The sequence below is a fragment of the Candidatus Tisiphia endosymbiont of Nemotelus uliginosus genome (assembly GCF_964264755.1).
GTDB lineage: Bacteria > Pseudomonadota > Alphaproteobacteria > Rickettsiales > Rickettsiaceae > Tisiphia.
Genome location: NZ_OZ183481.1, coordinates 822,368 through 837,661, shown reverse-complemented (window position 1 = coordinate 837,661; position 15,294 = coordinate 822,368). Strand labels below are relative to the sequence as shown.

Genomic DNA, 15,294 nt, shown 5'->3' with positions numbered 1-15,294 from the left:
TGCGAGACTACGTAGTAGTCGAAGCAATCCATTTCTATTCACTTTCCTGGATTGCTTCGTTGACCTACGGGCTTCCTCACAATGACGGTTTGTATGGGTAAATACTAATCGGGTTAGTTATAGATTTAAAAAGGAGAAAATATGGAATATATATTATTAGTTTGTAGTATCGTGGCGATCCTTATTATTATACAGATGGTTAAGGTTGTGCCACAACAACAAGCATGGATTGTTGAAAAATTTGGGAAATTTGATAGAATCTTGCAGCCTGGCTTGAGTATTTTGATACCAGTGATTCAGAAAGTAGCCTACAAACACACTTTAAAGGAAGAAGCGATTGATGTGACTGCTCAAACAGCCATTTCCAATGATAATGTTACGTTACTAATAGATGGTGTGTTATATGTAAAAATTGTCGATCCAGTTGCTGCATCTTATGGGGTTAATAGTCCATATTATGCTATCACTCAGCTTGCACAGACCACTATGCGTTCAGAAATAGGTAAGTTACCATTAGACAGAACTTTTGAAGAACGAGAAACCTTGAATATCGCTATTGTTTCTGCTATTAACCAAGCGGCAGTCAATTGGGGAATACAATGTATGCGTTATGAAATTAAAGACATTCAGCCACCACAAACAATACTTAAAGCGATGGAGTTACAAGTTGCGGCAGAACGTCAAAAACGAGCCCAAATTTTAGACTCAGAAGGCAATAGACAAGCAAAAATAAACCATGCGGAAGGCGAGAAGGCTCAAGTTGTATTAAATTCTGAAGCTTCCTATATTGATCAAGTAAATAGGGCTAAGGGTGAGGCTGAAGCAATAGGATTAGTAGCCATGGCTACTGCTAAAAGTATTGAACTTATAGCAGCCTCTATTCAGAAATCTGGAGGAAACGATGCAGTATCTTTAAAAATTGCTGAACAATATATATCTGCTTTTGGTGAGTTAGCTAAGGATAGTAATACAGTAATTTTGCCGGCAAATCTTTCTGAGCCAGGAAGCTTTATAACTCAAGCTTTGAGTATTTTTGATCAGCTGAAATCAGCGAGTGATAAGAAATTGCCTAAGGAATCAAATATAAAGGAATCATCTACAAAGAAAAAACTTAGTGCTAGTGAATAACCGTGGTATAACCTAAATGAATATGTGCAAATCTAATGATTCAAAATAAGTATATTGTTAGACTGGCATTCTTTGGGTTATTTATAAATATCATTGTCAACATGATTTACTATCGTTACTTCATTATTGAAGAAATGATTTTAAAGCAAGTTGGAGAAGCAAATATTAAAATAGCTGGTGTTTATACAAAAAATGTCTGGAATAGGAATAAAACGGCTGTAAATAAATTACATGAATTTGGTTATATAAATTTATTGCAAGATGCCGATTTTATTAAATTTGCAACTACTTCAGTTGATATTTTTGTTAATCTCAATGCCTATATTTCTTTATATGATCTACAAGGTCATAAAATTATAACCAGCTCTCCAATTCAAATAACAAGTCAGGTGAATTTTCCTGAAGATACTTTGTATCAAAGAATTATTAGCCAATTTGACAAATATTTTTTAAAAGAGCTGGTTGTAGAGCAAGCCTTTAACAAAGCTTTTAAAGGAATGACAAGTCATATATTAATTCCTAGAGCCCTATTCCATATGTCAGGGAAAGTAGAGAAAGCATCCTGTATAACAAGTTATATTCCAATAATAAACCGCGACTTATCTAGGTATCCTGTTGATGGTGTGTTAGAGATTAATACTAATATTACTAGTTTATGGTCAAGTATTATAGAGCTGGAGAAAAAAGTATTACTAACATTTTTTATCATTATGCTAATATTCTTAATTATCGTAATTAGCAACACAAATTATGCACAGAAGATTATAGATCAACAATTTGAGGCTAATAAAGCTTTAGAGGAAGCGGTAATTAAGGTTAGAAATGAAAGTTCTGCTCATACTAAATTTTTTGCCAATGTTAGTCATGAACTACGTACCCCTCTAAATGCTATTATAGGTTTTTCAGAAATTATGATGTCTACACCTTACAATAAAGAGCATGATAATTATATAAAAGATATTAACAGTGCAGGTAAGCATTTACTTAGTATAATAACTGATATATTAGACTTATCAAAAGCATCGGCTGACAAGCTATTAGTTGAATTTATCGAGTTAGATCTCAATAAATTAATTACTTCTACTGTAAGGATAATGAACCCAAGAGCTGATCAGGCATCAGTGCAATTAATTGAAAAATTACCAAAAGATCATATCGTGATAAAAGCAGATCCCAAAAGACTTAAACAAGTATTTTTTAACCTTTTATCTAATTCTATAAAATTTACCAAAGCATCAGGTACTATAACAATTTATGCTGAGAAAGATGAGCCTAAAGGGCTAGTTTATATACAGGTTATAGATACTGGTATAGGAATTGATGAGAGAGATATTCCCAAAGTACTATCAACCTTTGGGCAGATTGATAGTACCGTTGGCAGAAAATACCAAGGAACCGGTCTTGGTTTACCACTTACTCGCAAGTTGGTTGAATTAATGAAAGGTAAATTTGATTTACAAAGTAAAATAGGCATAGGCACTACTGTAACATTAACTTTTTCTTCTGATTAGTATAGTCAATTGATGAGAAGTTGGGGACGTTGTCACTCATCGCTCGCCTATTACTTATAGGCGTCGCTCCATCGTTCCTAGCCCCAAATTCTCCTGAATTGACTATAGTATTATAATGGAGTAATAGAATGAATCTCCTTATTGTTGTTTAGGATTCATTTCCTATAGAAGATTAGTATCTGCTCCTCATTTTGTATATAGGGTAGATACATTCCATTAGTCCTTATACCCCTACCTGCTTATCTTTGTTAATCCAGAATTCGGGTTGTGTGGGTCTGTTTTTTTCATCTGATTCTTCGTTTGTCCAACTACGTCTGTGCTAATATGCTTCGATATACTCTCTTTTATTGCTGCTACGTTTGGAGGAGTATTTTTATCATCTTGCACACTTCTTGACATATGATGTGCTATATCTTTACCTATTTTTTTTGCATGATCCGTATGGTTTAGCTTACTTTCCATTGCCAACTTAGCTACTGTTATATCTGCTCTATTGTTCACTGATACACCTTTGAAAGATAATTTACTTATATCACCGGTGAATTGTACATTATCTAAAGTAATAGGATCTTTTTTATGGTTTTTATTATATTGCTTAATTGCTGGTAAAAGAGTTTCTAAGGATTTTGCATCAATAGTAGCTCCAGTAAAACTTATTTTCTCTTTGAAATCTGTCCCCTTAAATGAACAATTACTAATTTCACTATTTTGAAAAGAATTGTGCATAAACGTCGCATCATTGAAATTAAAACCATTAATTTTGACATTCTCAAGAGGCATGTTCGTTTCATTGTTAAAGATAAGACCGCTAAAATCCCTGCTAATTAAAGAATATTCCAATGTTTTTGACCTATTAGCAACATGCATGTTATCGGCTTGTTGTTGTAGTAACTCCCCTAAATCTGCTTTCTGCCCATTGATGGTAGGAATGTGCTTACGCACTTTATCTATAATTTCACCTGCATATTCATGCCACCTTTGTCTACGTTTCTTGTAAGAGGTAAAGCTTGTTTGTACCTTATATTTAACTCCCTCAACTAATAATTTTGTTACCATTCCTCTTGCTACTGGATCAGATGATAATAACTTAAATGTACCAGTAATTACGGATAGATAATTACCCTTATTATATTCCATCGCTATCTCTGTTAATGCAGGTACTTTTTCGCTAATTTTTTCAATAATTTCTTGACCTTTGATTTTCAAATTTCTCCCTATGAAAGTGCTATTCAGGAATTCATCTACTATAGGTCCCAGGATTGCAGAATTTTCGTTAAGGAGTTTTGGAATATCTTTTATGATAACGTCTTTTACTGCTGCATTTCTTTCTATAAATTGTACAACAGAATCTGCCAGTTCTTTACCTTTAGAGTCTTTTTCTTGCTCGGATGAATTGAGAAGTCCCTGAAATTTGCTTGCAATAGCAACAACTCCATCTTTATCCGTTAAAGATGCATTAGCAAATTTGGTAATTATAGGTAGGAGATGTGGGGTGATATTGATAGCAGTATCGACCATTCTGAAAGCTAGATCAGAGGAAACTCCTGCACTATCTAATTGCCTCTTAAGTTCTTCCTGCTTAATCATATTTTCTGTCAAGGCTAAAAGACTATCCTTATTTGTTTGCAGATATTCTGGCACAGAGTGTTCTAATATAGGAGAAAGGCTCTGGACTATTTCTCCAACATCATCGATTATTTTAGTCAAAACCTTTTCTTTTGCATCAGTGTCTATATCGGCTCTTTGGTATTCTTGCCAATTATCATTAATTTTCATAAGCGTTGGCATCTTACTTAGACCAGTATCAACTACTTTAATTGCTAATGATGTTGTAGCATTTATTAACTCTGCTGATAAATCATATTTCTTAAAATCCTGGTTATTACTGACTATATTATTTGCTATTACTGCTACTACCGCTTCATTATCCTTAATGATTTGAGGTAGATTTACAGCAATATTTTGCTGTAAATCTTTGTTTTTAAGTAATGTGATAACATGCTTGTTTAATCGCTCTGTCGCTTGGTCTTTCTGTTCTACATCCTCGGTTTTAGCTAAGGTTTGCATATCACTATATATCTCTTTTATATCCTCCACATTTAAAACAGTCATAGTATTTTTTAGTAAATCAATAGATATAGGTATAATTGACTCATAAAATTTGTGATCCACTCCGTTAAGCATTGGTACAATTGGAGATACTACTATTTTGTGTACATCTTCTTCTTGGAAAGTCTTATTACATTCTTTTGCTAAAGTGCGGGCATTATTATCTAGCATTTCTAGCAATTTTGGTATAGTTGTAGCAGCAATTTTTGCAATTTCCCCTTTATGTTTTGTCAGAGTTGCCGGTAATTGATCGTGTAGTAATTCTAGCATTTCATTTTGTAGTAGAATCTCTGGTAGTTGTTGTACTACGGCAAGTTTTTTAATGCCTCCTGCTTTATCTAAAGCTGCGACTTCCTGCAAATTGTTAGCTTCTCGTATTTTACTATCAGTATCATCTAATATAACAGATTTTAATGTTTCATATAAAGCATCCACCTTTTTAGGGTCTTGCAAAGCTATACCAGCAAATTCTGAAACTATAGGTACTACATCACGCAATAATTCTTTCCCTACACCAAAATCTTCTAGTCTTTTATCTAATGCCATATTTGATGAAATAATTACTTCTGCTGCGGCTTCTACATATTTTTTCTCCTCAATTAGAAATTTAGATAGTTTACCACTTTTTAATAATGAACTAACATCTATTGTATCTAATATTTTACTCTGATAGTCTTTTTTGGTTTCAGGATCTTTAATAATTAACATATCTACAGATAGGTTAATTATTTTTAATAAATCTTCTGGTTTTTCTAACATCGAAATAGTAATGTCCTGGACAATGGGCAGTAACTTACTATTGATGTAATCTTTATCAAGACCAGCTTCTTTTAAGTTGTTGAATAAAATTGCTCGATCATAATTTTTTTGTAGAGATTTTAGATAATTAACCTTCTCTTCTAATTTGGGTATTTTAGATACATCTTTCTTGTCTTTTAGAATCTGTAATTCTTTTTCCAATGTCGGCAGACTATCTATATCCTTTTTGTGTTCATCAAATTCTTTTTTTATATTATTTATTTCTCCTAACTCTTTTAGCATTACAGTAATTAGCATTGGGGCAAGATGCTGAACTAAATCGTTAAGAATTACAGTATTGTCAGTAAGAAATTGAGAAGTGTCAGGATCTTTTAATAATCTTATGAAGAAAGGATGATGAGATGGATCATATGGCGTTTCACCATTGAATATTTTCTGTATTTTGGCTACTTCTTCTGCGTAAAATGATACCGAGGTAGCAATGGCAATACCCTGAGATATATGACTTGCTGCAAACCCAATACCTTTCATAGCAGCTTGAAGCTTTTGACCTGCACTAATAGTGTCCTCCTGCTTTTTTGACGATAGTAAAGGAGTCAGGATTTTCTCCATACCATCTCTATCCTTTAAGATATCCTTAGCTATTCTAAAAGCTTTATCCTTTTCTTCTTGATATGAACTTTCCGTTTTTTCTTCAACTTTCTTCTCTTCAATCGTTAATTTCTCAATTTGTTTCTGTTCTTTTTTCTTATATCTATCAACCAACTTTTCATGATTACTTAATTCATTCTTAATTTTCTGTAACTCTTGGTTCCATGAGTCTAATTGCTTTTTAGCAGCTTTGTCTTTATTTTTCTGATTTCCTTGGTTAATAAGCTCAGAATAATCTTGATTTTCTTTCAATAATTTTTCTAACCTATTATTTAATAGATTTTGATATTGTGCTATCTCTTTTCTTTTTTCTGCAATTTGATTTTTGTTTTCTAAGGTAGTTGCTTTTTGTTGTAATTTTAATATATCTTTCTCTTTCTTATAAATATCTTTTTGCAGTTCTTCCAAAGTAGGACCGTCCGGCTTTACTACCTTTTGAAGTTTTGCTCGTAATTTGCTAAGCCGAGATTGTTCTTTATCCTTACTCATAACCTTTTTACCCTTCTTTCGAATTGTTTTGCTTATCTACTAATATACTATATTAGCAGCAATTATAAATTTAAAATAGTGTAATAACATTTTAAAATGACCGTTTTTTTGTAACAAGGTAATTATTCGTTTTGTTGTGAATATTTTATCTTCTATTTATATTTTTTTAATTTAACTTGAATTCGATATAACAAGTTACTCCAAATTCAGTTATATCTATAAATATAACAGATTTTTTTGTTTCACTAATAGCTGTGTTCATTATTTTTGCGGTATTGCTTATTTTCTCACCTTACGCATAAACCCCATGACAATATTAAAAATTCTAGAATAAGTACAAGACGTCATTGCGAGACCACGTAGTGGTCGTGGCAATCCACATTTTAGATTGCTTCGTCGCTACTAAAGTAGCTTCTCGCAATGACACCAAGCTATTTTCTATATGACTTTTAATGCCATGCGTAAGGTGAGTTATTTTTTTAGAATATAACCCATCTAAATTAAAAAACTTTTACATTTTTTTTGAATAAATCCTCTCTTCAATCTCGTGACGAAAATGACGAATTAAACCTTGAATAGGCCAAGCAGAGGCATCTCCAAGACCGCAAATAGTACGCCCCTCGATCATTTTAGTAACGTCTAACAATTGATCTATTTCTTCTGTTTTTGCCTGACCTCGTACTAATCTCATCATAATTCGCCACATCCACCCTGTGCCTTCTCTGCATGGGCTACACTGACCACAAGATTCATGCATGTAGAATTTACTAAGCCTGGCAATAGCATAAATAATATCCGTAGAATTATCCATAACAATAATTCCACCAGTCCCAAGAGCCGAGCCAGCTAATTTCAAACTATCAAAATCCATTGCCAAATCTTCACATAGTGACTTTGGTAACAATGGTACTGACGAACCACCTGGAATAATAGCTTTCAGATTATCCCAACCACCACGTACACCTCCAGCATATTTTTCTATCAATTCCTTTAAAGGTATGCCCATAGCTTCTTCAACATTACATGGTCTATTTACGTGACCAGAAATACAGAAAATTTTCGTGCCGGTACTGTTAGGCTTTCCGATTGAAGCAAACCAATCCCCCCCACGTCTAAGTATAGTAGGTACAACGGCAATTGACTCAACATTATTAATAGTTGTTGGACAACCATATAAGCCGAAATTAGCTGGAAATGGTGGTTTCAGTCTAGGAAATCCCTTGTTACCCTCTAAACTCTCGAGTAGAGCTGTTTCCTCGCCGCAAATATATGCCCCAGCCCCTCTATGCAAATGAATGTCAAGTTTATACCCAGTACCACAAGCATTATCACCTATAAAACCAGCATCATAAGCTTCATCTATAGCCCGTTGCACATTGGATGCTTCGTTATAAAATTCACCACGAATATATATATAGCAAGTATGTGCGTTAATAGCAAAACTGGCAAGCAAACAGCCTTCAAGCAATTTGTGCGGCTCATGTCTTAAAATATCACGATCCTTGCATGTACCAGGCTCTGATTCATCAGCATTAACTACTAAATAGCTAGGTTTCGGGTGTTCTTTAGGCATAAACGACCATTTGAGACCAGTTGGAAATCCAGCGCCGCTCCGTCCTCGCAAACCTGATTTTTTTATTTCATCAATTATCCATTCTCTACCTCTAATAATAAAATCTTTTGTATTATCCCAATCTCCACGTTGCTTGCTACTTATTATATCATATTTTTTCTGTCCACTAAGATTAGAAAAAATTTTATTGCTAGTTTGTAACATAATTTACTCTTAGAATATCTACAAATGAGAGTATAGATGAAGGTAAATAATTGTGAAGAATAAATTTAGGAGATTTGTTTATCATAATGGTTTAAAAGTCATATCTAGAAAGTGATAATATACTATATATGGTATACTTAAAAACACTCAAAATCTAGGAAATTAAAATTTTATTCACAGAACCTAAAAATATTTGATAAAAATCAATATTTTTTTTCTAAAATACTTAGTGCTAGAGATTTTTAGTATATATTACCTATAGTTATTGCAATTATGGGGTAATATGTATATTGAAAACTTACAGCAAAATAAAGCGATTCAAAATTTAATCATAAAATCTGTTACAGATAATAGCGTAGTCATTTCAGGTTATGCTAGTGTTTATAATATTTCTGATCAGCATAATGACCTGATTGCTAAAGGGGCTTTTGCCTCAGCAGATCATTCGTGCATCAAATTTCTTTGGCAACATGATTGGCAACAGCCAATAGGGGTGATTAAGTCTTTGACAGAGGATGATTACGGCTTAAAAGTTGAAGCTATAATTAATAATAAAATCGAAAAAGGTAAAGAGGCTATAGAACTTGTTCGCCAAGGGGCGGTGGATAGTCTTTCCGTTGGTTTTAATATAAAACTAGCAAAATATAACAATTTAAATCAAAGAATTATCACTGAGGCTGAATTAATTGAGGTTAGTATCGTAACTTTCCCAGCCAATTATCATGCCAAGATTTCGCATATCACCAAACAAATTTATAATAGCTCTTCTTTAAATCAAAAAAACATGGAGAATAATATGAACACAGAATTAATGACAAAACAAAATGATAATGAAATAAAAATCAATGAGTTACAAGAAAAAGTTTGTAATTTAGAAAATTTTCTATCTCGTCCAGAAATAGGGGGGATGCAAGATATTGAGTATAAAACTGCTTTTAATAATTATATTCGCAAAGGTAGCCAAAGTGAATTAATCGAAAAATCTTTAAATAGCGGACCTGAGGAAGGTGGAGTATTGTTAGTACCGGCTTTATATAATAGTATCATTACTGAGATTAACGCTAGATCACCTATGCGACAATTATCATCAATCGAAACAATTTCTAGTAATGCCCTTGATATAGTAATTGAAGAGGGGAGTTTTGCTAGTGGTTGGGTTGGTGATTTGCAAGCAAGAGAAGAAACAACTGCCTCTCGGCTAAAGCAACAGAGAATCTTTGTGCATGAGCTTTATGCTCAGCCAAAAGCCAGTCAAACTTTGATAGATGACTCAGCTATTCGGATAGAGAATTGGCTGATAGAGCGTTTAAGAGATAGTTTTGTTAAAGCAGAAAATGAGGCGTTTATTAATGGTGATGGTAAGAAAAAGCCAAGAGGTATCTTATCAAGAGCTCGTGATAAAATAGAGCTATTTGAGATGGGGGGACAAGTTACTGCCGAAAAATTATTAGATTTCATTAATTTACTTGATGAAGAATATTTGGCAAATGCTACTTTTTTGATGAATCGTACTACTTTATCAGAAATCCAAAAACTTCAAGATAATAATGGTCGGTTTATTTGGCAACAGTCACTGTATGATTCTTTAAAGCAAACAATATTTGGTATATCAGTGCTTTGCTGCTCTGAGATGCCGCCTATCAAGGAAGGTAATATGGCAATTGCTATAGGTGATTTTAAATCAGCCTATAAAATCATAGATCGTGGTGGTATTAGTATAATGAGAGATCCTTATACTGATAAGCCATTTGTCAAATTTTACGCAGTTAAAAGGGTAGGGGGCGACGTAGTGAATCATAGTGCTATTAAGCTGGCTATGTTTAGTTAACCTATGTGAAGTAGCTATATGTATAAAAAAAATACTTTTAGGATTATTGAACTAATTCCTCAGGCTATTTGGAGCCTAGTGGAAGTTAAGAACTATATGAGAATAGAAGGCGATTATGATGATGATTTAATTAGCAGCTTGATAGATGCTGCAATTATGGCTGCTGAGAATTTTACTAAACTTACAATAATAACAAGGCGGGTAGAGTTTGTTTGTAATATTAAAAATCAACAAAATTTTCAGTTAAAATACCAGCCGATAAAGGAATTAGTGAAGATTATAGTCAGTTCAGGAGAATTTGGGGCTAGGAGCGACGGAGTGACGCCTATAAGTAATAGGCGAGCGACGAGTGACGACGTCCCCAACTTCTCATCAATTGACTATACTCTAACAAATAACAGTCAATCTATGAAGCTGCAATCTGATCAATATTACCTAGATCACGATCGATCATTATTATGTTTGAATAAAAAATTAGAAAATTATCAATTAATGATTGAATATATTGTGGGTTATGATAAAATTAATATTCCAGCTTCAATAAAGCATGGCATATTAATGCATATAGCAGAAATGTATGATAGGGAAAGGCAAAATGCTACTTCTTTATCAACAGAAATTAAGAATCTATATCTAGCGTATAGACAATTAAGAATATAAGGCTTTTGGAAAGGTAAGAATGAAAAAATCAATAGCACGTACTTTACAACATCAGGTGAAAATTCTAGAGAATTTTTCTGTAAGTGAGATAGAGCAAGAAAAATGGCAAGAGAAACTTTCTACTTATGCTGAAATAAAACCTATTTCTGATAATCGATTTACCTCGATAGAACATTTGAATTTTGGTCATATTATGACTGAAGGGTTTTATGTGTTTAAAATGAGATTTATCACCGGCATTACCACCAAAATGCGTATATCGTTTAGAGATAGGCAATTTGAAATTAAGCGGATTATTAATGTTGAAGAAAGAAGTAAATTCTTGAATATTATAGGGTTAGAAATATATGTCTGTTAATTTTATTCATGATTTTCACATGAGCATATATAACTTATTATCTGGGGAGCCGGATATTAGGCTTAGTGTTGACCGGATTTACATATCGGTAGTCCAAGATGCAAAATATCCGTTCTTACTAGTAAATATTTTGAAAGTTGAAAATATTTCAAGATTAGGGCAGGATATTTACCAAGTGGAATTTGAGATAAGTGCTTTTGCTAGGGATAAAAATCAGGGGCTTTTAACTTTACTGGCGGAGAAAATTACTAATAAATTAACAGCTAATTCGTGTATTCTTCAAGATTACATTGTTGCTGGTATGAAAGCCTGTAATATAAATTTTCAGCGTAGTTCTGACCTTATTACTACTAAGCTTACTATAGATTACAAAGCCTTGTTAAAGGAGAACAGAATTAGCAAAAATTGCAATAAAGGGGGGTAAAGATATTAGACCTCTTGCAAAACTCGCTTATGCTGAGGAATTTGAAGGAGACGCTTCACCTCGAACCGCAGCGTACTCTAGTGTACGTGAGGAGCAGAGTACCGCTATCACGTACAAATTGCCAGCAGAAGTAGAGTTAGGCAAGAGGTCTATTGATTAACAGTGCCATATATAGTACTGTTAATCAACATTTTATAGGAATAATTATGGCATATTTGGTAGCTAGTGAGGCTAGGAAGAACTTATATAAATTAATAGATATGGTAGCAGAGGAGCATGAGCCAACAATAATAAAAGGCAAAAGAAATACAGCAGTTTTAATTTCAAAACAAGACTGGGAAGATATTCAAGAAACATTATTGGTAGCAAAAAATAAAGAATTAAGTCAATCAATAATCAAAGGTCTTACTACTGATTTTAAAGATTGTAAGACAAAATTGGTGGATTAGCTTAAATGTATAGTTTGTATTTTACTAGCGATGCTTGTAAAGATTTTAAAAAGATTAAGAAATCACCTTTGCAGAAACAAATATACAAATTACTAGAAATTATAAGCAATGATCCATTTCAAAATCCCCCACCTTTTAAAAAGTTAAGGGGTATGTATTTGGGAGCTTATTCGAGAAGGGTTAATTTGCAACATAGATTATTTTATGAGGTAGATAAAGATACTACGCATGTGGAGTCATTATGGAGATAATTAAGAACTATAAGTTTGAAAAACTTCTATTGCCAAGAATGAGGATATAGAAACTATAGTCAATTCAATTCAGGAGAATTGGGTAGCAGGAACGATGGAGTGACGCCTATAAATAATGGGTGAGCATTGAGCAACAACGTCCCCAACTGCTCATCAATTGACTATATTGCAATCTATCTTAAAAAATATCCTTATACATTTAAGGCATACGGTTCACGTGTTAAAGGTCGTCATAGAAAATTTTCTGATCTTGACCTTTGTATTATGGAAGCAGTAAGTGATCAACAATTGTGTAAGTTGTAAGAAGAATTGGAGGAATCTGATTTAACTATTAAAGTGGATATAAAAAGATGGCTTGTTGATATGGATAAGGATTTTAGGTCGCTAATAAAAAATGATCTTATGCTATTAGAATGATATAGGTTAGGAGACTGCCTACGCTAATTAATTAATAAAATCAAAGGTAGATTATGAAAAAATGGCAATTACAAGAAGCTGTATTTAATTCAGAAGAATTGGCTAGCAGGAGCAACGACGTCACCAACTTCTTATTAATTGACTATAATGATGAGGAGAAATTATTTGAAAGAGTTCAGGGTAAAGCAAGGGATATTGAATTATGAATTTTCATGATATACGTATGCCGGAATTTATTGAAACTTTTGCTGTTGGTAAACCGGAATTTGCTATTTCTTGTGCTATGACATTATCAGGTAGAGAAGTAAGAAATTTAGATAGAGAATATGCTAGACAAAGATATTTGATTAAAAATTGTCGTCTGAGTAGTTTTGAATTTGAGCAATTTAGCTCTTTCTTCAGAGCAAGAAGGGGAGGGAGTTTTTCTTTTCGCTTCAGAGATAATGTTGATCATCAAGTATCAAGGCAATTCATTGCTGAAGGCGATGGAAAATTAACCCAATATCAACTGATTAAATTATATGATGACCCAATTTTACCCTATGCTAGAACAATTAATAAACCGGTAGCTGGTAGCGAAGAATTTTATGTTAATGGTGTAAATTTGGATGTTCAGCTTGATTATAATACTGGATTAATAACTTTACCAAACCCATTAGATAGGGAGCAAATTTTGACAGGTAGTTTTACTTTTGATGTAGCTGTACGATTTGCTAATGATAGTTTTGAATATTCGTATTCTTCTGATGGGTCAATAGAATTATCGCAAATAGAGTTAATGGAGGTTATATGACAGAATATATTGATAATTCCATAGCGGTACATAATTTTACTTATTGTTTCCATATCACGCTACAAGACGGTTTGGAGTTGTATCTTACTGAATCTGATAAATCTTTGTCAATTGATGGGATAAGATTTATGCCAAATTCTGGAATAACTTTAAAGGAAGGGGTTTTTAATGATTCCGCACAGAATTACATTATCTTAGAAGGAGTTTTTGAGAATAATGGAGTAGAGCAACATTATGATTTGACCCAGGCTATGGTCAGAATTTATACTAGTTGTGCTGATTCTTATAAGCATTTTGTTACTTATTGCTGTAGCCTTTATACTAAAAGGGATTTAGATTTTACTTTACGTTTAGAGCCAAATATGGGATATAATCAGTCGTTACTGCAATCTTTTAGTAAAAAATGTCGTGCTAATTTTGGAGATTTAAAATGCAAAATAGATAAAACAGTTTATAGTCAGATATATAATATTCAGGAAATATTTGGCAGAACTATAGTCATTTCAGATATTGATAAAGAAAGTGGTTATTTTAATTATGGGGATGCTATTTTAGCTAATGGTCAATTTTATAGTAAGATAATTAGTCATTCTGGAAATGTAATTATATTGGATCAATTAATTCCTGATAGTATGAAGTGTAATAAAACTGTTGATCTTACTATAGGTTGTGATAAAAACTTTATAACTTGTTGCAATAAATTCAACAATGCAGTAAATTTCAGAGGAGAGCCATTGATTCCTGATGATAATTTTATAAAAGTGATTTAGAGGAATTTAATCGTCTATTAGCGAGGAGCTACTTTAGTAGCGACGCGGCAATCTAATGAGTGTGGATTGTCACGACCATTACATGGTCTCGCAATGGCGGGAATGACGTAATAAATATGAAAATTAAATGAATAAAACCAAATGAGTAAAGATTTTGTAAGGCATTTCCTAACTGGTTTTTTTAGTATATTTAAAATATCTAAAACAACAATAAGAAAGAAGCCAGAGACAGATTTGTCTGAGTATTTTGTTAAAATAGAAAAATATATTAATTCAACATTTCAAGAAATAAAAAAAGAATATGAAAGAGAGTAAAAGCTTCTTTGCTAGTAATAATAGATTGAATAAAGGATATTCAAAAATTAACAATAATCCTAGAGAAAAAGATAATAGCTTCTATCGTAAGAAGTTTGAGCATGTTATGCCGCCTATAGATTTAATGGAAGAATATGAAAATCTTCATCCAGGCACCTTGGCAAAATTAATTGTTATGGCAGAAAAAGAACAAACGCATAGACAGCAAATGGATATTAAAAGTATTGAGGTTTATGAAAACATAACAAAAAAAGGGAGAGTTAGTGCGGTTATATTTATGATAATGGTCTGTATTACTACGCTAATTTTAGCAATGTTCGGGCATTTTATGATAGCTAGTATTTTTACTGTTTCAGTATTTTTAGTTATAGGAGCTGGATTATTCATATCTTCTACTAAATTTACCAGGCAGAAAGATTATCATAGAAGATGACAATAGCTACCCTGAAAAATTGTGGTTTCCGTACTCCTCGCAATGACGTATAAGCCTATAACTCATCATTGCGAGCGAACGTATGTGAGCGTGGCAATTCATTGCTAATTACTTTCTTGGATTGTTTCGTCGATCTAAGGGCTTCCTCGCAATGATGCTTATGCACAATGAC

The 15,294-nt window shown here is 32.9% G+C and carries 16 protein-coding genes; 14 read left to right on the top strand and 2 right to left on the bottom strand.

All coding sequences use genetic code 11. The features are described 5' to 3' along the window. Positions 1 to 141: 141 nt before the first annotated feature. Complete coding sequence (locus ACFELW_RS04410; protein WP_375329743.1) at positions 142 to 1,128, top strand: SPFH domain-containing protein; 987 nt, start codon at positions 142 to 144, stop codon at positions 1,126 to 1,128. Positions 1,129 to 1,163: 35 nt separating this feature from the next. Further along, entirely contained in the window at positions 1,164 to 2,639 is a 1,476-nt protein-coding gene (locus ACFELW_RS04405) for a sensor histidine kinase (RefSeq protein WP_375329742.1), read from the top strand. A gap of 231 nt (positions 2,640 to 2,870) precedes the next feature. Here the strand turns inward: ACFELW_RS04405 and ACFELW_RS04395 are convergent, their stop codons facing one another. Beyond that, positions 2,871 to 6,647: a coiled-coil domain-containing protein gene (locus tag ACFELW_RS04395; RefSeq protein ID WP_375329741.1), complete on the bottom strand. Its 3,777-nt coding sequence runs from the start codon at positions 6,645 to 6,647 to the stop codon at positions 2,871 to 2,873. 511 nt (positions 6,648 to 7,158) lie between these two features. After that, positions 7,159 to 8,424, bottom strand: coding sequence for an NADH-quinone oxidoreductase subunit NuoF (gene nuoF / locus ACFELW_RS04390; RefSeq protein WP_375329740.1), 1,266 nt, complete (start codon positions 8,422 to 8,424; stop codon positions 7,159 to 7,161). A 283-nt stretch (positions 8,425 to 8,707) separates the two neighbouring features. On the opposite strand from nuoF, the gene ACFELW_RS04385 reads away from it, so the two are divergent. The 12 genes from ACFELW_RS04385 (at position 8,708) to ACFELW_RS04325 (ending at position 15,122) form a co-directional block, all read left to right on the top strand. Beyond that, on the top strand, positions 8,708 to 10,252 hold the full coding sequence (locus tag ACFELW_RS04385) for a phage major capsid protein (protein WP_375329739.1): 1,545 nt from the start codon (positions 8,708 to 8,710) through the stop codon (positions 10,250 to 10,252). 18 nt (positions 10,253 to 10,270) lie between these two features. Beyond that, positions 10,271 to 10,912 (top strand): head-tail connector protein, encoded by a 642-nt coding sequence (locus tag ACFELW_RS04380; RefSeq protein WP_375329738.1) that lies wholly within the window; start codon positions 10,271 to 10,273, stop codon positions 10,910 to 10,912. Between the two features lie 19 nt (positions 10,913 to 10,931). Next, positions 10,932 to 11,270 (top strand): phage head closure protein, encoded by a 339-nt coding sequence (locus ACFELW_RS04375; RefSeq protein WP_094649739.1) that lies wholly within the window; start codon positions 10,932 to 10,934, stop codon positions 11,268 to 11,270. Next, positions 11,260 to 11,694: a hypothetical protein gene (locus tag ACFELW_RS04370; protein WP_239832760.1), complete on the top strand. Its 435-nt coding sequence runs from the start codon at positions 11,260 to 11,262 to the stop codon at positions 11,692 to 11,694. Before ACFELW_RS04375 ends, ACFELW_RS04370 begins: the two co-directional genes overlap by 11 nt. A 152-nt stretch (positions 11,695 to 11,846) precedes the next feature. Continuing rightward, a complete protein-coding gene (locus ACFELW_RS04360) occupies positions 11,847 to 12,143 on the top strand; it encodes a type II toxin-antitoxin system Phd/YefM family antitoxin (RefSeq protein WP_341748838.1) in 297 nt (98 codons plus the stop codon). 5 nt (positions 12,144 to 12,148) lie between these two features. Next, positions 12,149 to 12,394: a Txe/YoeB family addiction module toxin gene (locus ACFELW_RS04355; RefSeq protein WP_341759019.1), complete on the top strand. Its 246-nt coding sequence runs from the start codon at positions 12,149 to 12,151 to the stop codon at positions 12,392 to 12,394. 126 nt (positions 12,395 to 12,520) lie between these two features. Continuing rightward, positions 12,521 to 12,697 (top strand): nucleotidyltransferase domain-containing protein, encoded by a 177-nt coding sequence (locus tag ACFELW_RS04350; protein ID WP_239832752.1) that lies wholly within the window; start codon positions 12,521 to 12,523, stop codon positions 12,695 to 12,697. A gap of 167 nt (positions 12,698 to 12,864) precedes the next feature. Continuing rightward, complete coding sequence (locus tag ACFELW_RS04345; RefSeq protein WP_375329737.1) at positions 12,865 to 13,017, top strand: hypothetical protein; 153 nt, start codon at positions 12,865 to 12,867, stop codon at positions 13,015 to 13,017. After that, on the top strand, positions 13,014 to 13,604 hold the full coding sequence (locus tag ACFELW_RS04340) for a TIGR02217 family protein (RefSeq protein WP_341759021.1): 591 nt from the start codon (positions 13,014 to 13,016) through the stop codon (positions 13,602 to 13,604). The genes ACFELW_RS04345 and ACFELW_RS04340 overlap by 4 nt, the downstream gene beginning before the upstream one ends. Further along, positions 13,601 to 14,374, top strand: coding sequence for a DUF2163 domain-containing protein (locus ACFELW_RS04335; RefSeq protein WP_341759022.1), 774 nt, complete (start codon positions 13,601 to 13,603; stop codon positions 14,372 to 14,374). Before ACFELW_RS04340 ends, ACFELW_RS04335 begins: the two co-directional genes overlap by 4 nt. Before the next feature lie 141 nt (positions 14,375 to 14,515). Then, a complete protein-coding gene (locus ACFELW_RS04330) occupies positions 14,516 to 14,689 on the top strand; it encodes a hypothetical protein (protein ID WP_250310584.1) in 174 nt (57 codons plus the stop codon). Beyond that, positions 14,676 to 15,122 carry a DUF2335 domain-containing protein gene (locus ACFELW_RS04325; RefSeq protein WP_094649503.1) on the top strand — a complete coding sequence of 149 codons (447 nt, stop codon included), beginning with the start codon at positions 14,676 to 14,678 and terminating at the stop codon, positions 15,120 to 15,122. The genes ACFELW_RS04330 and ACFELW_RS04325 overlap by 14 nt, the downstream gene beginning before the upstream one ends. Positions 15,123 to 15,294 lie beyond the last annotated feature (172 nt).